Below are 21,909 nucleotides of genomic sequence, written 5' to 3' on the forward strand. Positions count from 1 at the left end.
AACAACTATGTCTTTAATAGAAGTAATACAATCAGGAAACTATGAATTAATCGACGTTCGTGAGCCAATGGAGCTTGAAATGGACGGTAATATAGATGGTGCTAAGAATATTCCTTTAGGCGAAGTAGAAGACAGACAGGATGAGATCCTATCTATTGAAAAGCCTGTTATCTTATTCTGCAGAAGCGGAAACAGAAGCGGAAAAGCATTGGATTATCTTAACGCTCAAGGATTAAAGGACGGTTATAACGGCGGAGGCTGGGCTGAGCTGAAGGCTGTTCTGGAAGCAAATCAGGGAACTTTTTAAAAGTTCCTTTTTTTATATCTTATTTCTATGAATCTGAAAAACTATTTTGAAACGCTTTGTTCTTCTTTCACCGAAAACAAACAGCTGATCGACAGTCTGTGGAACGAAGTTGAAACCAGATATTCTGAAAAAGGCAGACACTACCACAATCTTCTTCATCTTGAAAATATGTTCAGTGAACTCGAAGCTGTGAAAAGCCATATTTCAGATTTTACAGCCATTTCTTTCTCCGTGTTTTACCATGACGTTATCTACGATGCTTCTTCTAAGTCTAATGAGGAAAAAAGTGCGGCCAAAGCAGAAAAAAGGCTTGGAGAACTTCATTTGAACAAAGACAGAATTTCACTCATTTCTGCGCAGATTCTGGCAACAAAATCACATCATCAATCCGATAATGAAGACACCAATTATCTGCTTGATGCCGATCTTTCTGTATTGGGTAAAGATTTTAAAACTTATTTAGAATATACTCAGAATATCAGAAAAGAGTATGCTATTTATCCTGACTTCCTTTATAAACCGGGACGAAAAAAAGTGCTCAAACATTTCCTTGAACTTGAAAGTATCTTTAAAACAGAATATTTTAAGGATAAATATGAGGCTCAGGCAAGGGAAAATATTGCTGCCGAGCTACAGTTATTGAAATAAAAATAGATCAATCTGTTGATTTAACAAAGACACCCGTTAACAGGTGTCTTGTTGATATTGTATATTAGAAATAATTGCTGATAAATCCGGCCGCTTTCTCCAATACAAGCTCAGGCACTTCTTTATGCGGTGTATGGCCTATACCGGGAATGATATATTTTTCTGCACTTCCACCGACCTGAGTAACTGTTTTTTCTACCTGATCCAATGTGCCATATTCATCGGCTTCTCCCTGAATAAATAACAATGGAGCTGTAATATCTTTCAGGAAATACTCTATATTCCAGGTTCTGTAATCATCCCGTGTCCAGGTTTCGGTCCAGGCTCTGAAAAGCATTTCTACTTTATCACCATGATATTTCTGCAAACGTTCCGGAAGATTGGTCGTTTTGTAAGCTTCCCATGCGTCGTAAACTCCTTTTAAAGTTGTTTCTTCTACAAAAATATGACCAGCTTCACAGATAACGGCTTTTATTCTTTCGGGATATTTTGCAGCGGTGATCAAAGCAATTGTTCCCCCATCACTGTGCCCGAACAGGACAACGTTATCAATATTCATTTCAGTCAATGCATCATTCAACAGATCTGCTTCCAGTTCCATATAATGTATCGGCCTCTCATGAGTAAGCATAGGAAACGATTTCCCATAGCCTAAACGGTCATAAGCAAGAGTATTGCATTGTGTGATCTCAGCCAGCTTAGCCGGAAAATCTCTCCAGAGCTGCACAGATCCTAATGAATCATGCAGAAAAACAATGGTAGGCCTGTCTCGAAGTTGATTATTGTGTTCGATATATAATTTTTGTCCCTTTACATCAATTATTCTTCCTTCCATCGAATATGATCATATTAAAAAACCGGCATTTTCGTTTCTTCAAATTCTTTTAAAAGATGGCTGAAAACAGTTTCCACCGGAAGAATTTCATCAATTAAAGCAGAAACCTGGCCTATTTCAAGTTCTCCCTCTTCCATATCTCCTTCAAACATCCCTTTTTTTGCTCTGGCTCTTCCCAGCGATGCGATTAAAGCATCTTTGTTTCTTCCGTTCACATAAATATCTTCCAGCTCATTGAAGAATTTATTTTTAACCATTCTTACAGGAGCCAGTTCTTTCAACGTAAGGTGTGTATCTCCTTCCTGGAGTTCTGTAATTTTCTTTTTCCAGTTTTCATGGGCGCTAGCTTCGTGGGTAGCAGCAAAACGGGACCCGATTTGTACACCGTCCGCACCAAGAATCATTGCAGCCTTAATTTGTGAACCTAAAGCAATTCCTCCGGCAGCGATTAACGGTTTAGAAATATGTTTCTTTACATTCGGAATAAGACAGAATGTGGTGGTTTCATCTCTTCCGTTGTGGCCTCCTGCTTCGAAACCTTCTGCAACAACAGCATCTACTCCTGCGTCTTCGCATTTTACAGCGAATTTGGTGGAAGAAACAACGTGAGCTACTTTGATTCCTTCTTTCTGAAGGGTTTCCGTATAGGTTTTCGGGTTACCGGCTGATGTAAATACAATTTTCACTCCTTCTTCAAGGATGATCTGAATGATTTCATCAATATTAGGATATAACATCGGTACATTTACCCCGAATGGCTTATCTGTTGCCAGTTTACATTTCCGGATATTTTCTCTCAGGATATCAGGATACATACTTCCTGCTCCTATTATTCCTAATCCTCCACAGTTAGAAACTGCAGAAGCAAGTCTCCATCCTGAATGCCAGATCATGCCTGCCTGGATAATTGGATATTTAATATTAAAAAGGTGTGAAATTCTATTGTGTGTAGCCTCCATGTCATGAAGTTTTTTTGCAGCGTTAAAATCTATAAAATTGCTCATGTGTAAAAATAATAAAAACAACTGTTTTCCGGGAAAAATATGTCAATATTTTCTATCATAGCTTATTATTCTTTAAAGCTTATTATAAAAAAAACCTTCAGAAATTCTGAAGGTTTTGATTTTATTTTGTTAAGGATTGTTTCTTCCAGTTAGACTTAAAGTTACAGGTATCGTAACGTCCGTCAATTGAAATAAAGGTTGTCGGTAACTTTGAGTTGACAAACTTTTCAACCATTTCACTTTTCTTTTTATTCAGTGCCATCTGCTTGATTCTGCTGAAATCTGTTTCCAGAGTAATCTGGTGAGAAGGAATCACATCTTCAACTTTGATGATCTTGATTTGTTTTCTTTTGTTCTCTTCATCTTCAAAAGCAGTAGTGATATCACCTTTGTTTAAACCTGCCAATTCGTAGCTGATTGTTCCCGGGATACTTTCTCTTTCAATTTTATCAGAACCATCAGCTCCAGGAATGATCCCTGCGTTGAACTTCGTTCTTTTATCATCTGAGAATTTAAAAGCGGCATCTTTGAATGTCATTTTACCATCGATAATAAGACCTCTGATACTGTCTAATTTTGCTTTTGCCGTTTTGATCTCATCATCAGTAGGAACAGCTTTCAACAAGATGTGTCTTGCATCATATACTTTACCGGATCTTTTCACCAACTGAATAATGTGGAATCCGAATTCAGATTCAACAGGATCTGAAATTTCATTTTCCTGAAGGTTCAATGCAGCAGCTTCGAATGGCTTCACCATCTGCCCTTTATTGATATTTTTATATAATCCTCCGTTGGCAGCTGACCCCTCATCTTCAGAATAAATTCTTGCCTGGCTTTCGAAAGTTTCCCCTCCGATAATATCCTGCTTGATTTTTTTCAGTCTGTTGATAAGGTCTTGTTTGTGAGCTTCTGTAAGTGACGGATAGATCATAATCTGAGCTAAAGTAACTTCATCTTTTACCTGTGGCAGCTGTGTTTTATACATATTGTAGAAATCAGTTACCTCATTTGGAGTTACGTCTGCTTTATCAGTAACTCTCTGGTACTTCGCCTGTCCGTAATACTGGTCTGTATCTATTTTCTCGATAGCATTTTTCAGTTCATAAGAATTTCTGAACTTATAGGCTGCAAGCATTGTTTTTTCATCCGGAAACTGAGAAAGCATCTGACGGTATTTTGCATTAGCCTGTTCTTTGATTGCTGCAGAACGGTTCTCAATTAAGGTATCTTTTTTTGCTTCGTATACAAGAAGCTTATTGCTGATAAGATTTTCCAGGAACTCACATTTGTCTGTATTGGCAGCACCCTGCTGTTTACCATAATTCATCTGCTCGATTACATCAGATTCCAATACAATCTCATCCCCGATAACAGCTGCAATACCATCCACCAGATCTCCTTGTTTTAGCTGGGCATTCATCATATTTGAAGAGAATATCATGATGAAAATCCCAAGAAGAAAAGTGATTTTTAGTTTATTTGTCATTTTACTATTTTAACAAGTTGCAAATTTAGAATTCTTAACGAATTTCACTCAATTTTTTATTATAAATATTTCTTAAAAAGACTTATTTACTGCAGTTCAACATCAAATGTCGTTAATTCTTTGAATTGTCTCAATCTGCTGAACATATCTGCTTCGTTTACTTCTTCTATTCTTTCTGTTCCGAATTTCTCTACAGTGAATGAAGCCATTGCAGATCCTACGATAAGAGCAGATTTCATCGTTTCGAAATCAATTTTTCCTTTTTTGGCAAGATATGCCGCGAAACCTCCTGCAAAAGTATCTCCAGCTCCTGTCGGATCGAAAACATCTTCCAGTGGAAGTGCCGGGATAGCAAATACTTTATTATCATGGAAAAGCAAAGCTCCGTGCTCTCCTTTTTTAATGATCACATATTCAGGACCCATTGTGTGGATCTTTTTAGCTGCTTTCACTAAAGAATATTCTCCTGAAAGCTGTCTTGCCTCTTCATCATTGATGGTAATAACATCTGTTTTAGCAATCATATCCATTAAGATATCCCATGCAGAATCCATCCAGAAGTTCATGGTATCAAGGATAACCAGCTTAGGACGGTTGTTCATTTTTTCAAGTACAGATAACTGAACTCCAGGGTGTAGGTTTCCCAGTAGTAAAATTTCGGCATCCTGCATTGAATCCGGGATTTTCGGATCAAAGTTCTCCAACACGTTTACTTCTGTAGCCAAAGTATCTCTTGTATTCAGATCGTTGTGGTATTTTCCGGACCAGAAGAATGTTTTTCCTTCTTTCACAATTTCAATTCCTTCGATGTTTACCTCTCTGTTTGTGAACATATCAAGATGTTCCTGTGGAAAGTCTCCTCCTACTACAGAAACAATTCCGGATTTAACGCCTAAAATTGATGAAGTGATCCCGATATAAGTGGCTGCACCTCCTAAAATTTTGTCCGTTTTACCAAATGGTGTTTCAATTGCATCAAATGCAACACTTCCTACAACTAAAAGTTTCATATATTTTTCAATGTATATTAAAAGTAATTATTTTTTCCATTCAAAAGTGTCCAGCAGATGTTTCATATCATTTTTGATATAGTTCACTGCAGGCGCAAGAGAGTCCGGTTTCGGTCTCGTATTAAAGTATAAGTAAGCAGTCACGAAGTGTTTCGTACTGTCTGTAATGTAAAACTGAAGATTGGAAGCACTCTGCCCTTTCAATTCATAGAAGTTCCCATATACTTTCTTTTCAGGGTATTCAAAGGATTTTGTATCAATGGAACTGGCTTTGATGGTATGCTCATATACCATTTTTTCAGCTTCCTTAATATGGTCAGCAAAGTCGTTTTGTATAGGGTAATAGGTAATGAAAAGCTTAGCTTTCATTTTTGGATAGTTCAGATAAAACCAACAAGGTTTCTTCGCTGGAGCAATCGAAGCAAAGTCCGAATACTCAAAGGTATAGGCGCAATCGTTTTCAAACTTCTGGTATTTCGGTGCGGGATATTCAAGACGCAGTTCTCCATAAGGTTTTGGTGAAGGATCTTTTCCACATGAAATTAAAAGCAGCGATACAAAAATAAAAATGACTTTTTTAATCATTTTGCAAAAGTACAAATTAGATTTCAGATTTCGGAAGACAAATTTCAGTCTTTCAGTGCGTTTTGAATGTAAATTTCCAAAGGCTTCGGAAAGGATTTTTCATGAGAGCCTTCAAGGTCTGTAATCAGGTATTGATTTTCAGCGATAAAATCATTCCATTGTTTTTCTGAAGTAACCTCAACATTCCAAATTTCAATGCTTAAATTCTTATGAGTCAGTTTATGGGTAACTGTTTTTGAACCTGTAATGAAGGGTTCCATATCGGAAGGAATAGCTGTGGGAAACTCAAATAATTTCTTCCATATGAAGTCATCTGCTCTCTGACGGATCAGAAATTGTCCTTTTCTATGAACAAAATAATAGGTCAAAGCAAGATCTTCTGCTTTTACTTTTTTCGTTTTTACAGGATAATATGAAATTTTTTGCAAGGAAAATGCCAGACAATCTTCATTTACAGGGCATTCTCCGCACAACGGATTTTTCGGTTTACAGATTTCCGAGCCGATATCCATCATAGCCTGATTAAAGTCTCCTACATTTTCCGGCATTACCAGGGCGGCCAGTTCAGAAAAATAGGTAAACGCTCTTGAATTTGAAATATCAAAATCATCGGCAAAAAGACGGCTCAAAACACGGTAGAAATTCCCGTCAACCGCAGGCATTCTTGCACCGAAGCAGATGCTTGAAACAGCTGCTGCAGTATATTTCCCTACTCCTTTCAGTTTTAAAATTTCTTCATATTCGTGAGGAAAGATACCCTGATAATCGTTCATGATCTGCTGGGCCGCTTTATGAATATTGATGGCTCTTGAATAATATCCCAATCCTTTCCAATAGAGTAAAACTTCGTTTTCTTCAGCTTCTGCCAATGTTTTTACATCAGGAAATCGTTTAATGAAATTATTATAATGATTCAGCCCCTGATTGATTCTGGTCTGCTGAAATACAATTTCACAGATCCAGATTTTGTACGGATCTTTTGTCTGTCTGAAAGGCAGATCTCTTGCATTATTTCTGTACCACTCCAAAAGCCTGTTTCCTATATGAAGGAATTCTGAACCTGTTTTATTTTTTTCCAAAAACCAATCTTATTTTAAATCATTGAAGAGATGATTTTCTCTTCATCCTGAACATTGTTTCTATGCTGCAAAGATAGGTTTATTTTATTTTTCCTGTTTTTGATGTTGAAGGAGTATTTTTGTGAATCTGTTATTGTATAATTTTTTTACTCTTATCTATTCCTACTATTTGCGTATGAAAAAAAGATAAATAATTAAAAAGTTCTCATCAGGATATATAGTTTATGAACTAGTTGATATTTATTAGGATTTATTGATAATCATCATCTTGGGGTGAAGTTGTACTCTCGTTTTCTAGGCCACCGCTTTCAATATATTTTTTTAAATATGGATAACCAAAATAGTTGTGTTTTTTTAAAATATCTAGTACTTCAGGGTGATTCATTGTGCTTTTATTTTGAAGGTAGAACAATGTAGTAGCTTGCGAGTTCCAAGAATCCGTATTTAAACCTTTATAGTTATTGAATGCAGGGATTTCTATATTGGATATATTTGCTACAATTTCAGCCTTTTCATCAGGTGAAAATAGAGATTTTATACTGTCATTATAAAGTATACCAATCACATAATTTGATAATGCAGAGACATATTTATCATTATTTTTAGTTGTGTTTTTTTCTATATACTTAAGTAAGTTTTTTCTAATACTTAGTTTTCCTTCACAATTTTTTACAAATAAAATATTTCCTATTTTTTGAGAGGATTCTGGCGTTTCTTTGGAATATTCTTGAAATAGATCATTTAGAATTACTTCATTTATTTTATCCTCTTTATCAAAGCCAAAATTTACAAGTAATATTTTTAAAAAATCCTTGTCATTAGCTAATAACCAAGCCAAGTCTCCTTTACTGTTGTTAAATAAATATTTGTTTCTAGCAATAATAGTTTGATTTAAATTTACTTTCAAATTATTGTTTTTTAACTCCACAATATCATTTAAAAGAGGCAGATCTGTTAAAATTTTAAGATTGGGATAAACATATATATGATCATAAGTGTAATCAAATTCTGTTTGTTTAATATTTTGTTCCTGTGACGAATTGACAAAATAAGTAGTGAAATTTTGATGCTGCTTTACTGAGGTACATGAACAATCTTCCTGTGTTTCAAAAATATCCTTAATTTGCTTTGAAAAAAAGCTGTTTTCAGGTACTTTATAACCATTTTCTTTCAATCCTTGTAAGGTTAACTCTCCACCTAATTCTAAATCTTTATCTATTAGCTTATACTGATTTGATGTATTTGTGTCATTTTCAGAAAGCTCAATTTTTTCTTGAAGCCTCATATGTTTTTTTATAAAATCTATATCATTATTTATATTTTCAACTGTTGTATTTTTCTCTTTATTTTGACAGCAAATAAGACTTGTTGCTGAAAAGAAAATGATTACAAATTTTTTCATTTTTTATTATTACTAATTATCTATATCCGATATGAAAATGATCTTGATGAACACCGGTGGCTTTGCCAGTTGTGTTCTTTATTCCCTTTTTATATGCGTAGTTTTTTATAAATTTCCATTTGACAGCTACATCTAATATATTTTCTAAATCTTTTATGAATGCTTCTTCATTTTTATATGTTTTCATAGCATCCTTCCAAAGTGTTTGTGCGCCATTTGTACTTCCTGGATATCTTATATCAACATCATTTCCTGCTATGTTGTGTCCCGCATGTCCAATATTTCTGCCATCGTAAGCCGAAATATCATTAAAATATAGTGCTTTAGAATACTTATTTAATGGTAAAGAGTAAAAGAAACCTAATAATGCAGCACAGACTTTTTCATTTACCCAGTTATCTCCACCTTTATCTCTTGTTCCAAACCTTCCCCAATTAGGTCCTGTTTCGGGAAAAGGTAAAAGATTGTGACTGTTTTTTTTGATATTATAAGTTTTGATTTTCTGCCCTGATTGATAAATGTTATATTCATAATCCATACTATCGGATTTTGTGGTTATTTTTTTAACTTCAAAAGTATCTACATTAATGTCATATTGATTTTTATCTCCTTTTTCTGTATCATTATCTTTCTTTCCATATATGCATTCGTTTACTTTAAATAAAATAGATGTTATTTCATCGAATGATTTTTTCTTTCCCTTCCAATCTACATCTGTTCCAATTAATTTTGAAATTAAATTTACATTTTTTCTCCATTAGCTTTTTTCTGAATTGTTCTTTCATCTGCAACCCAGTATCCCATACAAGCTAGCATTGCAACTTCTGCATTAGTGCCTACTTTATTAGCTCCTTCATCAGATATAATTTCAATATTAGCATATTTTTCAGTGTATTTACTAGCTGCTGTATAATTATTTCTACCTGTTAGTTGAATGAATCCTCTTCCTCGATATCTCCAACCATCTCCATCTTTTGTATTTCCTAATTTGGCTTTAACTGGACGGTTCTTATCATCATATACTAAATTTGCTATCATCTCCTGATTAGCTTTTGTATACCATTATCATTCGCTTTGTTTAAATCTTTTCGACCATATTTATTAGCATCTTCTTTATGAGTGTCAAAATATGAGAAAGGCCGACTTTTAAATTCCCCGTCAAGATAGTAGCCTCCTATTTTTTTATTGGGTCTCCCTTAACCCAATTTTTGCCTTTATATCTGTCACCTTCAATTAATCTCTTAACAGAATAATTTAAGCCTTCATCTTTAATATGTAAAGATGTTCCAGCTTCTATTCTGGTTTGTGCAAAAAAATGAGCCTTATTCCAACATGTATTCATCTGAAATTTTGACATATATTTATTATATGCTTCCATGACTGATTTAAGTTTAGTTTCATCTTGACAGTCAGGGAATATTTTTTCATTTGATCTAAAGTAATATCTTTATCACAATTCGGACATTTTCCGGTTTCCGGTTTAGGAGCTTGAGTCTTCTGCACTCCCACCGCACTCTTCACCTTCTCCACCTGCATCAGGCCTTCCGAATTTACCCCAAATTTCTGAGATTCTGCAGAAAGATCTTTGGAGATAATTTCTATAAAATAGTTTTGTCTACCGGAGTCAGAATTGGCGGTAGGAGACCCTGTTCCTTTTTCAAAAATATCTTTTGTAATGACAAATCCTGAGGTATCATATACATCGGCAGGGATTTTAATCATTGCACTTCTATAAACTTCATGAGTGGATGTAGAATCATATTTCCAGATAACATATTGGATGTGTTTCCCTACCATGTTCTTGGAGTGAATTCTGACCCTAACTTTATCTCCTACCGCTACTTTGGAAAGCTCTTTTCCTGTATCATCTATGAAAACAGCTTCTATAATATTGCCTTTAGGATCCGGCTGTTTGGGACCACCTCCTTGTCCGGCCGGGAATTTTGGCGTGTGTTTCTCAGGCTGCGGCTTAGGTTTGGGGTGATTTTGAGGCTGACCTTTATAATCCGGGTTGGCTACCTCTACATTCACCTGGCTGGCTCCCAGAATTTTCCCGGAGTAGGTAGCCGTAATATAATATTCATGATTGGCGCCTTCATTTCTGTCACCTTTCATCAGAAACTGATCGGCCATCTGACGAAGGATTTTTTCATCAGACATTAAATGAATAGATACTTCCGCAATTCCTTTTTCATTGACGCGAGCCTTGTAGCTGTGGGTGTGACGGTTGCTTTTGTTAATACTGGCATCGTGCCCTTTTCCAGGAGCGTCATCTTCCCAAAGGTGAAATTCAATCTCTTTATTAAACATCGCAATACAATGAGCTTGTGCGATAAGAATATCATGATAACTTGCTTTATTGAAATCTTTTACTCCTCTGTTGAAGAGGACTACTTTATCAATCTTTGGAACCTTGTTGCTGATAGGAACAATTATAAGGCTGCCAGCCAGTTCCTTGGTAACGGGAAGGCCGGGTAAAATACCTTTTTTAATTTCATACACCTTCATTTGAAATTCTACTCCCAGCGCTATTTCTCCAAAGTTGTATGTCACTTTTTCACCGGTTTTTGGTTTTCCGGTGATGTCTTTCCAGCTTCCGTTTTTCTGTTTCTTATAAAGATACCATTCAAAGCCTCCATTCAGTACAAATGAAAGTACTGAAGGCTTTATTTCGTAGGAACATGTTGTTCCAACCCGAGGATTCTGATCCCCGGCAATATTCCCTGTCATGGCTGATAGAATTTAACGAACTCCCAGTCGGAAGCTATTTAGACAGGTACTACTTTTCAGATTAAATGGTTGGAGACGATAGAGGGAGATATCCTCATACAAGGTTACATTCTTTTTCATTTTGTTTTTGTGTTTGTTCAAAAACAAAAGTAAAAAAATCATGATATAGTGATATAAAAAACTTGAATTTAAAGTTAATTCTTCTCAACAGAATATACCGGAGCTGCTTTTAACCACTGATACTTAAGGTTTCTGTCTTTGGCTATAAAACGATACCCTTCAAGCTTCTTCAGATACACATACATAGAATCTGTATTTTTAATCTTTAATTTGTATTGAGATAAAAACAGCATTGGCATATCTACCGTAGAATCTCTTACTGTTTTCAATACTTTTCCGGATTTTACTTTATAGAGATAGAATGATTTTCCACGGCCTTTTGAACTGTCTGAAAGTTTTACCTCTGAACTTGCAAGTACGAGTTCACTTCCATCAAAACATTCATCTTCATTCATGATGTATGCTTTTCCTTCCTGACGTTCCTGTGCGAAAAGATCATTTTCGTAAGTGCCCGGACTTTGGTATTTTTTTTCACAACTTATCAAAAGAACCATTGATAACATTGGTAAACCAATGATAAGTTTCTTATTCATATTCAATTTCATAGGTGTTGGTTGAAAAAAAACCGATGTAATATTGCATCGGTTTTTGTTATGTAAAGTATGTTTATATTACTCCTGAGTATATTCTGCATCCCATTCGTTACCATCATCTCCTTTGTGCCCGTCCAATTTAATAACGAAACTTTTTGTAGGGAAATAAGGGGTCATACGGATATCCAGCCATACTCTGTCTTTGTTTACTCTATCCTGCTCGAAACGAACAATTTTGAATTTCTCAATCAGCTTGTCCGGTCCTTTGATGTTATCCAGGAATGTTACAATCTGTCTTCTCAAATCATCCTCATTCTTAGCATTCCAGTTTTCGAAAGCTCTTCTATTAAGGAAATCAAGTAATACTTTAGTTACATAGTCGAATACACGAACTACGGAATACGTCTGAAGACCGATATTGTCTCCTGTAAATAAGGTCTTCGCTGAGAAAGCCATAATTTTTCCGTATTCGTTAACCATTGGTACAAGACCCATTTTTTCCAACTGAGAAATTTCACTTTTCTTAAGCTCGAATTTTACAGCGTCTACTTCGTTGATATTACCATGTTTTTTACCTGCTGCTACCTGAGACATCAGTGTTTTATGGATTTTTCCTGCTAATGAAGTGGAAGGCGGAAGTTCTACGTTTTCTTCTTCCCCTACTTCTTCAGCTTTACCACGTCCTACCAGCCAGTTACACGTCATGATAACGTTACTTCTGTGAAGCTCACCTCCTGTAAGATTGGCAGAGTGGAATAAATCTACCACGTCATCCGGCTTATCAAGGTTAGCGAAGTCTGTAACCATCATTACTTTGTTTTCGTTACAGATTTTTGCCCACTTCTCGATGACCTTGTTTGATCCTAAATATCCAGGTATGGCAAGGATTGAGTAGTTATCTCTAAGATCAAGACGGTCATAATAATTTTTGAATTCTTCTGAAATAGCATCAATGAACAGAGGATTATCCAGATCGGAAACCTGCTCAAGGCTTGCATTCACGATACTTACGTTATCCACTTTATCCAATTCCGTATTTTTGTAGAATTGGGCTACTGTTCTGTAGTTGGTTTCCAACATACGAACGGCATCCAGTGTATTTTTTAAGTTTTTCTTTAAATTCTCGTCGGCCTGTTGTGCTTTACTTTTGCACGTATCAGCCATTTTATCAGCAGATTCGCTACCTTCTAAAAGGTTTACCCAAAGGTTGATCTTCTGAAGAAGTTCTTTTCTTTCTTCTGCTTTATTGCTATCGTTCAGGAAGATTTCTTTTCTTGCCTTTCTTGTGGGGTTCATATTGGCAATACCGTCTACAACGGATTCAACAAAGCCAAATCCTCCCATTTTATTGAGCTCTGCAAGCGGGTTACCCTTCGGCTGCCCTGCGTGTTGCTGCTGACCCTGCTGCTGGCTTTCTTGTGCCTGTAATTTGCTATCCATGATTTAATGTAAGTCTTTAATTATTTTTCAAGTTCTTGTGCCACTTCTTTCAATACCTCTATGAACGCCGCTCTTGTCTGATCGTTCTCCAGCATATTGCGTAGAATTTTGTTTGTTTTCAGCTGACGTACTATTTTATTGTACTGCTCCTGTTCCATGCTCAATTGCTGCAGATAATCTGACTTCTGAGTAAGGCTTTTAGGGGTAAAGTCTCCAAGGTTTTGAAAACGGAATTCTTCTTCTATCACTCCACCATCTTCTGTTTCGTGCTGTACCGATACTGAAGGCTGGAAATGTCTGAAAACGTCTTCCACTGTTTTTAATCCTGTTACGATTTCAGGGGTATAAGACTCTTCTGTTGTAAGCTGGCTTACTATCAGTGATTTATTTTCCTGTATTTCCTGAATAGCTTCATTAGCGTCTACTTTTACCTCGTTTCCGCCAACACCATAATTAAACATTGCCATATTATTGTTATTTTGAGATTTACTATTTTGGTTTGGATCTGTCCTCGAGTAATTTACCGATGAATCAAATAAATTACCAATCCAATGTTTAAATTTAAAAAAAAACTGTAACATACAAAATTTTACTAAGATTTTTCTTGGATCATCTAAATTCTTCTGCATTTATTCAACATAAAATCACCGTATTACGATATCACTAAGCTATGAAAAAATAAATAAAGTCTTCCAAGAAAAATAAAATAAAATTTTTGTCCGCTTTACTCTTTTAAAAACATGTCTGATAAATGTTAAAATAAGAATTGCTAAGATTTTACAAAAAATTATTCTTTATATTTAAACAAAGTGAACAGTGTCATGAAAGATGTAAAAATAGCATTCAGAAAACCGATATTTCCTGTTTCAGAAGCATTACAACAATATTTGGAAAAATATAACAGAACGACCAAGATTAAGTTTCTGTATGAAGATCTTTTAAGGTTCAGCGACAGTGTAAGAATTCTGGATAAAGATGGCAAAGATACTTTGTGGCTTGGGGTACTGTATTCTGAATATGAGTTTAAAGAAATAGAGGCCAATTTAAATAAAATCTATACCCTCCTTCATTCTGATGGAGATATTGCTACTTTACCTTATCTGAAAGTTGATACGATCGACTTTTGTACGTTCGGAAATTCTAAACCTTTTCGTATTCGGGTGAGAAATATACTTAACGATAATTACACCTATTTTTATATTAAACAGGCAGATGCTTCCCGAATATTCGGGCTGGAACTTGAAGATCTGCTTTCCCCCAACCGAATAAACTTTCTGGTTTACAAAAACACTTTGATCGAGGAACATATTTTAGGAATTCCCGGAGACGTTTTTATTCAGAAACATTTATCCAACTGCTCCGAACTTGAAAAAGCACAGATTTCCAAAGAATTTGTGAAATTCAATGAGCGTTGCCTTATTGGACTCCTTGGTGATATGCGTTCTTATAATTATGTGGTGATTCCGATACACGATTTTGATCAGGTTATTTACAGAATCCGTCCTATCGATTTTGATCAGCAAACGTATGAGGGAAATCTGAAAGTTTATCTTCCACAGTATTTCAAAGAAAATAATCAAATGGTGAATATGGTATTGGAAAAGCTAAAGCCAAGTTCCATAGAACAATACCGCAAAGAAGTACGTTCACAAATTGTAAAAAGAGTAACGAGCAGTCAAAACAGATTTGATGAACTTATTTCTATTATGAAAAAAGACAATCTTGCACCTGAAGCCAATGTCATAGAACTAAGAACAGCTTTACAAAAACTCACCTATGATGTTAATTTCAAATATTGTAAAACCATGGGAGATATTATAGAAACCGGAATAAAGTTTGTGCTCCGAAACTATAAGAAAGAATATTAAAAAAGAGAATCCGCTTCGTATTGAATCGGATTCTTTCTTTTCTAACAATTTATGGTAAAATTACCAGATTTTTATTCTGTCCTGAGGAGCTTTATACATTTTGTCTCCCGGTTTGATATCAAATGCTTTAATGAATGAGTCCTGATTAACCAACGGACCAAATGCTCTGAACATTCCCGGAGAGTGGGGATCGGTTTTCACCTGGTTGATCATATACTGATCGGTAGCTTTCGTTCTCCAAACCGTTGCCCAGCTCATGAAGAATCTCTGATCCTGAGTGAATCCGCTGATCTTTCCAGGGTTTCCTTTGTCTTTTAAATACATCTGAAGGGCATCGTAAGCCACTGCTACTCCACCTAAGTCACCAATGTTTTCACCACTTGTAAATTTACCGTTCACGAAGCTTCCTTTTACAGGTTCGTAAGCACTGTACTGAGCAGCTAACTGGCCTACTTTTGCATCAAAGTTTTTACGGTCTGCATCCGTCCACCAATTATTCAGGTTACCGTCTCCATCGAAACGTGAACCGCTGTCGTCAAATCCGTGGGAAATTTCGTGACCGATAACGGCTCCGATTCCCCCGAAGTTCACTGCTGCATCTGCTTTAGGATTGTAGAAAGGAGGCTGAAGAATGGCTGCAGGGAATACAATTTCGTTGTTTGATCCGCTGTAGTAAGCATTTACAGTTTGTGGAGACATTCCCCATTCTGTTTTGTCAACCGGTTTACCTACTTTATCCAAGCTTCTCTGATATTGCCATGCTGCTACATTCTGAAGATTAGAATATAGTGTAGCCCCTTCTTTGGGTGATTCTACTTTCAACTGAGTATAATCTTTCCATTTGTCGGGATAAGCGATTTTCACTGTAAACTTGGATAGTTTTTCCTGAGCTTTTACTTTGGTTTCAGGAGACATCCAGTCTATGTTTGCGATGTGTGTTTTAAATGATTTTAAAAGGTAATCAATATACGTTTCCATCTGCTTTTTAGCTTCTGGAGTGAAGTATTTGTCTACATACAATTTTCCGAAAGCTTCACCCAGAACACCATTGACAAGGGTAAGTCCTCTTTTGTTCATCGGACGCTGTTCTTTTTGTCCCTGTAAATATTTAGCATAGAAATCGAATCTGATCTGCTCCAAATTGTCATCCAGATTACTTGCGTTTCCATTGATAATATGATATTTCAGATAGTCTTTCAGTAAAGGAAGGTTTTTCTGGGTAATGAACTGATCCATATTCTGGTAATATTTCAGTTCTCCGATGATCACCCGGTCTGTGTTTACTCCTGCATCTTTCAGATATTTTGCCAGGTCAACGTTTTTCACAAGCCCAGATAATTCTGATACTTTTTTAGGGTTATATCTTAAATTGGCATCTCTGTTCTGCTCAAGAGTCAATAAATAATTAGCAAGCTGTTTTTCAAAGTCTACCACATTCTGTGCCGCCTGAGTAGTATTTTTATATCCTAAAACTCCGAATAACTTTCCAACGTAGGTTTGATATTCCGCCAGTGTTTTAGTATTGGCATCATTTACTTTCTGGTAATAGTCTCTCCCCAAACCAAGATCCGGACCGCCAAGATACACCGCATTCATATTGGAATTCTTCATATCAGCACCTACTCTCCATCCATAGAAAGAATTATCGCCTAATCTTGTAGCTTCTAAAAGATATTTCTGAAGATCACCAAGACTTTTAATAGCATCTACTTTGGCAAGATCAGCTTTGATAGGAGCCAGACCTTCTGCATTTCTCTTATTGGTATCCATAAAAGAGGCATACAGATTCTGGATTTTCTGTCCTTCTGACCCGGAAGGATATGATTCTGTAAGAATTTTGTTTAATATATCTAATGAAGCATCATCTACATTTTCTCTCAATGCATTGAAAGATCCCCAGTTTGCTTTATCTGAAGGAATCTGAGTCGTTTTCACCCAGTTTCCATTCACATAGCTAAAAAAATCATCTTGTGGACGGACACTGGTATCCATATACGATAAATTGATTCCCTCTTCTTTTGCTTCTTCTTTTACCGGTTCAACTACTTTTGCTGTAGCTTCTGTTTTATTGTCTGTCCCTACAGTCTTTGCTGCACCACATGAGTTAAGAAATACAATACCTGAAAGGGCAAGTATTCCAATATTTAGCTTTTTCATTAAAGATAATTTTTGATTTTACACAAACTTATCAAATATACAAACTTTAATGATATGTAATGAATGATAATTGATAATTCGGGATTTAAAGTTTAATGTTATTAGACCACCCCGTCAAAAATTCTTTGAATTTTTGCCACCCCTCCGAAAGAGGGGAATGATGGAAACCGTTAATATAAAATTGTCACTTAGATTCCTAATCATGATTCCTATTACTTATTATTTATTACCTATAATCTGCAACCCATCACCTGCTACCTAAAAAAACAAAACCGCTCATTGCTGAGCGGCTGTTATTGTTACCAGATTTTGATTCTGTCTTCCGGAGCTTTGTATAGTTTATCTCCTTTTTTAACGTCGAATGTATTATGGAATGCATCAATATTGATTAAGGGAGCAAAACTTCTGAGATATCCCGGAGAATGTTTATCAATCTTGATCTGAAGAAGAAGATATTTATCCGAAGCTTTTGTTTTCCATACACTAGCCCAGCTCATGAAAAATCGCTGATCCTGAGTGAATCCGCTAATCTTTCCTGGATTTCCTTTGTCTTTTAAATACATCTGAAGAGCATCATACGCTACTGCTACTCCGCCCAAATCTCCAATATTTTCACCGTTTGTATGGATTCCGTTGATAAAAAAACCTTTTACAGGTTCATATTTGTCGTATTGTGCTGCAAGAGCTTTTGTTGCTTTCTCAAAATTAGCCTTATCCTCAGGCAACCACCAGTCTACTAAATTTCCGTCACCATCAAACTGGGCTCCAGAATCGTCAAATCCATGGCTTATTTCATGACCGATCACTGCTCCTATTCCTCCGAAATTAACGGCTGCATCAGCTTTAGGATTAAAGAATGGTGCCTGAAGAATCGCTGCTGGAAATACTATTTCATTGTTTACTGCTCTGTAGTAAGCATTTACAGTTTGGGGCGTCATTCCCCATTCTGATCTGTCAACAGGTTTGCCTATTTTTTCCAGTTTTTTACTGTAATTCCAAGTGGCAATATTCTGAAGATTACTGTATAAAGAACTTCCCGGAATAATCTCTAGAGCTGAGTAATCTTTCCATTGATCTGGATAGCCCACTTTTACGCTAAATTTATTAAGTTTATCCATTGCTTTCTGTTTAGTGGCTGGTGACATCCATGTTAATTTTTTGATGTGAACAGCGAAGCTTTTCTTCAAATAATCAATCAGTTCAACCATCTGAGCTTTGGATTCTGCAGGAAAATATTTTTCCACATAGAGCTTACCGAAGGCTTCCCCAATATTTTTGTTAATCAATTCAAGACCTCTTTTATCTAATGCCCTTTGTTCCTGCTGTCCGAATACATATTTTCCAAAGAAATTAAAGTGAAGAGTATCGAGTTTTCCGCTTAAATAAGTGGCGTTGCTATTGATCAGGTGAAACTTCATATAATCTTTAATCACAGCAAGTTTTTTTTCATTGATTAACTGATCCATATTTTTATAGTAATTCAGCTCCCCAATAATCACTTTATCTGTATTCACTCCTGCTTTTTTAAGATATTCCGGAAGATTTACACCTTTTACCAGATCTGAAAGCTCAGCCATCGTCTGTGGATTGTATTGAAGAATATTATCGCGGCTCTGCTCGTTAGTCAGATAGGTTTTCGCAATGCTTTTTTCATATTCTACCACTCCTTTTGCTGCTTCATCCGCATTGGTATATCCTAATTCTTTTAGCATCAAAGCTACATACTTTTGATATTCCGCCAGGGTTTCCGTATTCTTCTCATTAACTTTCTGATAATAATCTCTTCCCCAAAGTCCCAAAGCAGGAATCCCCAAATAAACAGCATTCATTTTTGAGTTTTTACGATCTGCACTTACAGACCATCCATAGAAATTATTTTCTCCATCTTTTGTGACAGAGATCAGATAATTCTGAAGATCAGCAAGATCTTTGATAGCATCAATTTTATCCAGTTTTTCCCGAATGGGTTTAATTCCATCTGCATTTCGTTTTTGCATGTTTATATAAGATGCATAGAGCTCCTGAATCTTTCTACCTTCGCTTCCTATAGCAAAATTATCCGTCAAAAGAGAATTTAAAATCATCATAGAATTGTTATCTGTGTCTTCTGCAAGTTTATCAAAGCTTCCCCAAACAGGCTTATCTGAAGGAATTTGAGCAGTTTTCATCCAGTTTCCGTTCACATAATTATAGAAATCATCCTGTGGGCGTACTGAAACATCCATTGCAACAAGGTCTAAACCTCTGTCTTTACTATGCAGTGCTGTTTTAATCGTTTTTGCCTGTGCATTCATCAAATTCTGAGTGAATATCCCTGTGATTAAGGATAGGGAAAGTATCAGTTTTCTCATAGTATTAACTTTATACTATCATATGTCTACACTGATTTACAAATCGTTACACTACTTTCAGATAAATACTCACTATTTCTCATCTTTTCAGAAAATTCTAATAAAAAAACCGCTCATTGCTGAGCGGCTGTTATTGTTACCAGATTTTGATTCTGTCTTCCGGAGCTTTGTATAATTTGTCTCCTTTTTTCACATCGAATGCTTTGTAGAAAGCGTCAACGTTGATAAGCGGACCAAAACTTCTGAAGTATCCTGGAGAGTGTGGATCGGTTTTCACCTGATTCACCATATATTTCTCACTTGATAACGTTCTCCAAACGGTTGCCCAGCTTAGGAAGAATCTCTGATCCTGAGTGAATCCGCTGATTTTTCCTGGGTTTCCTTTATCTTTTAAGTACATTTGAAGAGCATCATAAGCGATATTTACACCACCTAAATCAGCAATATTTTCACCATTTGTGAAAGTACCGTTTACAAAAGTTCCTTTTACAGGCTCGTATTTGTCATATTGAGAAGCAAGAGCTTTTGTTGCTTTTTCGAAGTTTGCTTTATCTTCCGGAGTCCACCAGTCTACTAAGTTACCATCTGCATCGAACTGTGCACCTGAATCATCAAATCCGTGGCTCATTTCATGACCAATAACCGCTCCGATACCTCCGAAGTTTACAGCTGCATCTGCTTTAGGGTTAAAGAATGGCGGCTGAAGGATCGCTGCAGGGAATACAATCTCGTTGTTTACCGGGTTGTAATATGCATTTACAGTCTGAGGAGTCATTCCCCATTCTGTTTTATCTACCGGCTTACCAATTTTAGCCAAATCTTTGTTATACTGCCATTCACCGATGTTCTGAAGGTTCTGATATAGATTTCCTCCTTTAGCTTCAGAAACGATATTTAATTTTGAATAGTCTTTCCATTTGTCCGGATAAGCTACTTTTACAGTGAACTTATTCAGCTTTTGCATTGCTTTTTCCTTAGTTGTTGAAGACATCCAAGATAAGTTATTGATGTGAACAGCGAAACTTTTCTTTAAATAGTCGATCAATTCCACCATTTGAGCTTTTGCTTCAGCAGGGAAATATTTCTCAACATATAATTTTCCGAAAGCTTCTCCTAAAGAACCGTTGATCAACTCAAATCCTCTTTTGTTAAGAGCTCTTTGCTCCTGTTGTCCTCTAAGGTATTTACCATAGAAAGCAAACTTCATATTTCCTAAGTTTTCGCTTAAGTAGGAAGCGCTTCCGTGGATCATGTGGAATTTCAGATAATCTTTGATTACAGGAAGATTCTGAGCATTTACCAATTTATCGAAGTTCTTATAGAATCCTAATTCACTGATAATTACTTTGTCAGAATTTACCCCAACTTTTTTAAGATAACCTGGAAGGTCAACATTTTTTACCAAAGCAGAAAGTTCAGCCATCGTCTTAGGATTGTACTGAAGCGTGTTATCACGGCTCTGCTCATTGGTCAGGTAAGTTTGTGCGATGCTCTTTTCATAATTAACGATACCTTTTGCTGCTTCATCAGCATTTTTGTATCCTAATTCTTTTAGCATGGAAGCTACATATTTCTGATATTCAGCGATAGCTTCAGTATTTTTTTCGTTTACCTTCTGATAGTAATCTCTTCCTAAACCTAGAGAAGCATTACCTAAGTAAACTGCATTCATTTTAGAATCTTTAAGGTCTGCATCCACTCCCCATCCGTAGAAAACATTTTCACCTTCTTTCGTTACAGAAGTAAGGTAGTTCTGAAGATCAGTCATGTTTTTAATAGCGTCAATCTTGTTCAGGTTTTCCTGAATTGGTTTAATTCCATCGGCATTTCTTTTCTGCATGTTCATATAAGTAGCATACAGATCCTGAATTTTTTTTCCTTCACTTCCATCAGCAAATTTATCTTTCAGAAGAGAGTTCAGGATGGTCATGGAATTGTTATCCGTATCCTCAGCCAGTTTGTTGAAGCTTCCCCAAGTTGGTTTGTCAGATGGAATTTTGGCAGTTTTCATCCAGGTTCCACTTACATAGTTGTAAAAATCATCCTGCGGACGTACTGAAGTGTCCATCAAGCTAAGGTCTAAACCTTTATCTGTGTTATTCACTGCTACTTTAGCAGCTTTAGCTTGTGCGCTCATTGTAGTCTGAGTGCAGATCCCTGCTATTAAAAACAAAGAAAGCGTTATTTTTTTCATTATGATAACAATTTTTAGAATATGTATGATTTATTTCAGATTTGTTACTTGAATATGAAAACAAATTTAAATAAATAACATGAAAGTATCCTAAGTGGGAAGTTGGTGACAGAAAGCTGGAAGTTATGAAAGTCATGAAAACAACCTCCAGCCTCAT

General features: G+C 36.0%; 20 protein-coding genes. 3 read left to right on the forward strand and 17 right to left on the reverse strand.

From position 1 onward, the window contains the following. Positions 1 to 7 precede the first annotated feature (7 nt). Together KBP46_RS08340 and KBP46_RS08345 are read left to right on the forward strand one after the other, a co-directional pair. Entirely contained in the window at positions 8 to 307 is a 300-nt protein-coding gene (locus KBP46_RS08340) for a rhodanese-like domain-containing protein (RefSeq protein ID WP_047377132.1), read from the forward strand. A gap of 27 nt (positions 308 to 334) precedes the next feature. After that, positions 335 to 955 (forward strand): hypothetical protein, encoded by a 621-nt coding sequence (locus KBP46_RS08345; RefSeq protein ID WP_123278142.1) that lies wholly within the window; start codon positions 335 to 337, stop codon positions 953 to 955. A 64-nt stretch (positions 956 to 1,019) separates the two neighbouring features. Here KBP46_RS08345 and KBP46_RS08350 read toward each other — a convergent pair whose 3' ends face one another. The 14 genes from KBP46_RS08350 to KBP46_RS08415 form a co-directional block, all read right to left on the reverse strand. Next, entirely contained in the window at positions 1,020 to 1,790 is a 771-nt protein-coding gene (locus KBP46_RS08350; RefSeq protein ID WP_216445115.1) for an alpha/beta fold hydrolase, read from the reverse strand. Positions 1,791 to 1,804: 14 nt separating this feature from the next. Continuing rightward, a complete protein-coding gene (locus KBP46_RS08355; protein WP_062676472.1) occupies positions 1,805 to 2,749 on the reverse strand; it encodes a nitronate monooxygenase family protein in 945 nt (314 codons plus the stop codon). Between the two features lie 166 nt (positions 2,750 to 2,915). Beyond that, positions 2,916 to 4,283 (reverse strand): peptidylprolyl isomerase, encoded by a 1,368-nt coding sequence (locus KBP46_RS08360; protein WP_216445116.1) that lies wholly within the window; start codon positions 4,281 to 4,283, stop codon positions 2,916 to 2,918. A gap of 86 nt (positions 4,284 to 4,369) precedes the next feature. Further along, on the reverse strand, positions 4,370 to 5,293 hold the full coding sequence (locus tag KBP46_RS08365; RefSeq protein ID WP_062676360.1) for a PfkB family carbohydrate kinase: 924 nt from the start codon (positions 5,291 to 5,293) through the stop codon (positions 4,370 to 4,372). A 27-nt stretch (positions 5,294 to 5,320) separates the two neighbouring features. Next, entirely contained in the window at positions 5,321 to 5,878 is a 558-nt protein-coding gene (gldD, locus tag KBP46_RS08370) for a gliding motility lipoprotein GldD (protein WP_062676361.1), read from the reverse strand. A 44-nt stretch (positions 5,879 to 5,922) separates the two neighbouring features. After that, positions 5,923 to 6,957, reverse strand: coding sequence for an A/G-specific adenine glycosylase (gene mutY, locus KBP46_RS08375; RefSeq protein WP_216445117.1), 1,035 nt, complete (start codon positions 6,955 to 6,957; stop codon positions 5,923 to 5,925). Between the two features lie 250 nt (positions 6,958 to 7,207). Then, positions 7,208 to 8,359 (reverse strand): hypothetical protein, encoded by a 1,152-nt coding sequence (locus KBP46_RS08380; protein WP_216445118.1) that lies wholly within the window; start codon positions 8,357 to 8,359, stop codon positions 7,208 to 7,210. Positions 8,360 to 8,375: 16 nt separating this feature from the next. Further along, a complete protein-coding gene (locus KBP46_RS08385) occupies positions 8,376 to 8,897 on the reverse strand; it encodes a hypothetical protein (RefSeq protein ID WP_216445119.1) in 522 nt (173 codons plus the stop codon). A gap of 203 nt (positions 8,898 to 9,100) precedes the next feature. Next, the gene (locus KBP46_RS08390) at positions 9,101 to 9,397 is read right to left on the reverse strand and encodes a hypothetical protein (protein WP_216445120.1); all 297 of its coding nucleotides are present in this window, start codon (positions 9,395 to 9,397) and stop codon (positions 9,101 to 9,103) included. A 136-nt stretch (positions 9,398 to 9,533) separates the two neighbouring features. Beyond that, on the reverse strand, positions 9,534 to 9,737 hold the full coding sequence (locus KBP46_RS08395) for a hypothetical protein (protein ID WP_216445121.1): 204 nt from the start codon (positions 9,735 to 9,737) through the stop codon (positions 9,534 to 9,536). Further along, the gene (locus tag KBP46_RS08400) at positions 9,698 to 11,089 is read right to left on the reverse strand and encodes a hypothetical protein (RefSeq protein WP_216445122.1); all 1,392 of its coding nucleotides are present in this window, start codon (positions 11,087 to 11,089) and stop codon (positions 9,698 to 9,700) included. Before KBP46_RS08400 ends, KBP46_RS08395 begins: the two co-directional genes overlap by 40 nt. Positions 11,090 to 11,283: 194 nt before the next feature. Further along, positions 11,284 to 11,742, reverse strand: a complete 459-nt coding sequence (locus KBP46_RS08405) for a hypothetical protein (protein WP_227944040.1) — start codon at positions 11,740 to 11,742, stop codon at positions 11,284 to 11,286. Positions 11,743 to 11,820: 78 nt separating this feature from the next. Next, positions 11,821 to 13,182: a DUF5458 family protein gene (locus KBP46_RS08410; RefSeq protein WP_062676366.1), complete on the reverse strand. Its 1,362-nt coding sequence runs from the start codon at positions 13,180 to 13,182 to the stop codon at positions 11,821 to 11,823. Positions 13,183 to 13,202: 20 nt separating this feature from the next. Beyond that, positions 13,203 to 13,649, reverse strand: coding sequence for a type VI secretion system contractile sheath small subunit (locus KBP46_RS08415; RefSeq protein ID WP_253297241.1), 447 nt, complete (start codon positions 13,647 to 13,649; stop codon positions 13,203 to 13,205). A 354-nt stretch (positions 13,650 to 14,003) separates the two neighbouring features. On the opposite strand from KBP46_RS08415, the gene KBP46_RS08420 reads away from it, so the two are divergent. Further along, complete coding sequence (locus tag KBP46_RS08420; RefSeq protein ID WP_120233008.1) at positions 14,004 to 15,050, forward strand: hypothetical protein; 1,047 nt, start codon at positions 14,004 to 14,006, stop codon at positions 15,048 to 15,050. Between the two features lie 60 nt (positions 15,051 to 15,110). Here the strand turns inward: KBP46_RS08420 and KBP46_RS08425 are convergent, their stop codons facing one another. From KBP46_RS08425 to KBP46_RS08435, 3 genes are all read right to left on the reverse strand, one after another. Next, entirely contained in the window at positions 15,111 to 17,207 is a 2,097-nt protein-coding gene (locus tag KBP46_RS08425; RefSeq protein ID WP_123278149.1) for a M13 family metallopeptidase, read from the reverse strand. A gap of 299 nt (positions 17,208 to 17,506) precedes the next feature. After that, positions 17,507 to 19,558 (reverse strand): M13 family metallopeptidase, encoded by a 2,052-nt coding sequence (locus KBP46_RS08430; protein ID WP_216445124.1) that lies wholly within the window; start codon positions 19,556 to 19,558, stop codon positions 17,507 to 17,509. A 136-nt stretch (positions 19,559 to 19,694) separates the two neighbouring features. Beyond that, positions 19,695 to 21,752, reverse strand: a complete 2,058-nt coding sequence (locus tag KBP46_RS08435; RefSeq protein WP_062676369.1) for a M13 family metallopeptidase — start codon at positions 21,750 to 21,752, stop codon at positions 19,695 to 19,697. Positions 21,753 to 21,909 lie beyond the last annotated feature (157 nt).

The organism is Chryseobacterium sp. PCH239 (assembly GCF_018924625.1).
Taxonomy (GTDB): Bacteria; Bacteroidota; Bacteroidia; order Flavobacteriales; family Weeksellaceae; genus Chryseobacterium; species Chryseobacterium cucumeris.

Coding starts and splice junctions, on each gene's coding strand:
- KBP46_RS08340 (WP_047377132.1), top strand. CDS start 8: ATGTCTTTAATAGAAGTAATACAATCAGGAAACTATGAATTAATCGAC.
- KBP46_RS08345 (WP_123278142.1), top strand. CDS start 335: ATGAATCTGAAAAACTATTTTGAAACGCTTTGTTCTTCTTTCACCGAA.
- KBP46_RS08350 (WP_216445115.1), bottom strand. CDS start 1,790: ATGGAAGGAAGAATAATTGATGTAAAGGGACAAAAATTATATATCGAA.
- KBP46_RS08355 (WP_062676472.1), bottom strand. CDS start 2,749: ATGGAGGCTACACACAATAGAATTTCACACCTTTTTAATATTAAATAT.
- KBP46_RS08360 (WP_216445116.1), bottom strand. CDS start 4,283: ATGACAAATAAACTAAAAATCACTTTTCTTCTTGGGATTTTCATCATG.
- KBP46_RS08365 (WP_062676360.1), bottom strand. CDS start 5,293: ATGAAACTTTTAGTTGTAGGAAGTGTTGCATTTGATGCAATTGAAACA.
- gldD (WP_062676361.1), bottom strand. CDS start 5,878: ATGATTAAAAAAGTCATTTTTATTTTTGTATCGCTGCTTTTAATTTCA.
- KBP46_RS08380 (WP_216445118.1), bottom strand. CDS start 8,359: ATGAAAAAATTTGTAATCATTTTCTTTTCAGCAACAAGTCTTATTTGC.
- KBP46_RS08385 (WP_216445119.1), bottom strand. CDS start 8,897: ATGGATTATGAATATAACATTTATCAATCAGGGCAGAAAATCAAAACT.
- KBP46_RS08390 (WP_216445120.1), bottom strand. CDS start 9,397: ATGATAGCAAATTTAGTATATGATGATAAGAACCGTCCAGTTAAAGCC.
- KBP46_RS08395 (WP_216445121.1), bottom strand. CDS start 9,737: ATGGAAGCATATAATAAATATATGTCAAAATTTCAGATGAATACATGT.
- KBP46_RS08400 (WP_216445122.1), bottom strand. CDS start 11,089: ATGACAGGGAATATTGCCGGGGATCAGAATCCTCGGGTTGGAACAACA.
- KBP46_RS08405 (WP_227944040.1), bottom strand. CDS start 11,742: ATGAATAAGAAACTTATCATTGGTTTACCAATGTTATCAATGGTTCTT.
- KBP46_RS08410 (WP_062676366.1), bottom strand. CDS start 13,182: ATGGATAGCAAATTACAGGCACAAGAAAGCCAGCAGCAGGGTCAGCAG.
- KBP46_RS08415 (WP_253297241.1), bottom strand. CDS start 13,649: ATGGCAATGTTTAATTATGGTGTTGGCGGAAACGAGGTAAAAGTAGAC.
- KBP46_RS08420 (WP_120233008.1), top strand. CDS start 14,004: ATGAAAGATGTAAAAATAGCATTCAGAAAACCGATATTTCCTGTTTCA.
- KBP46_RS08425 (WP_123278149.1), bottom strand. CDS start 17,207: ATGAAAAAGCTAAATATTGGAATACTTGCCCTTTCAGGTATTGTATTT.
- KBP46_RS08430 (WP_216445124.1), bottom strand. CDS start 19,558: ATGAGAAAACTGATACTTTCCCTATCCTTAATCACAGGGATATTCACT.
- KBP46_RS08435 (WP_062676369.1), bottom strand. CDS start 21,752: ATGAAAAAAATAACGCTTTCTTTGTTTTTAATAGCAGGGATCTGCACT.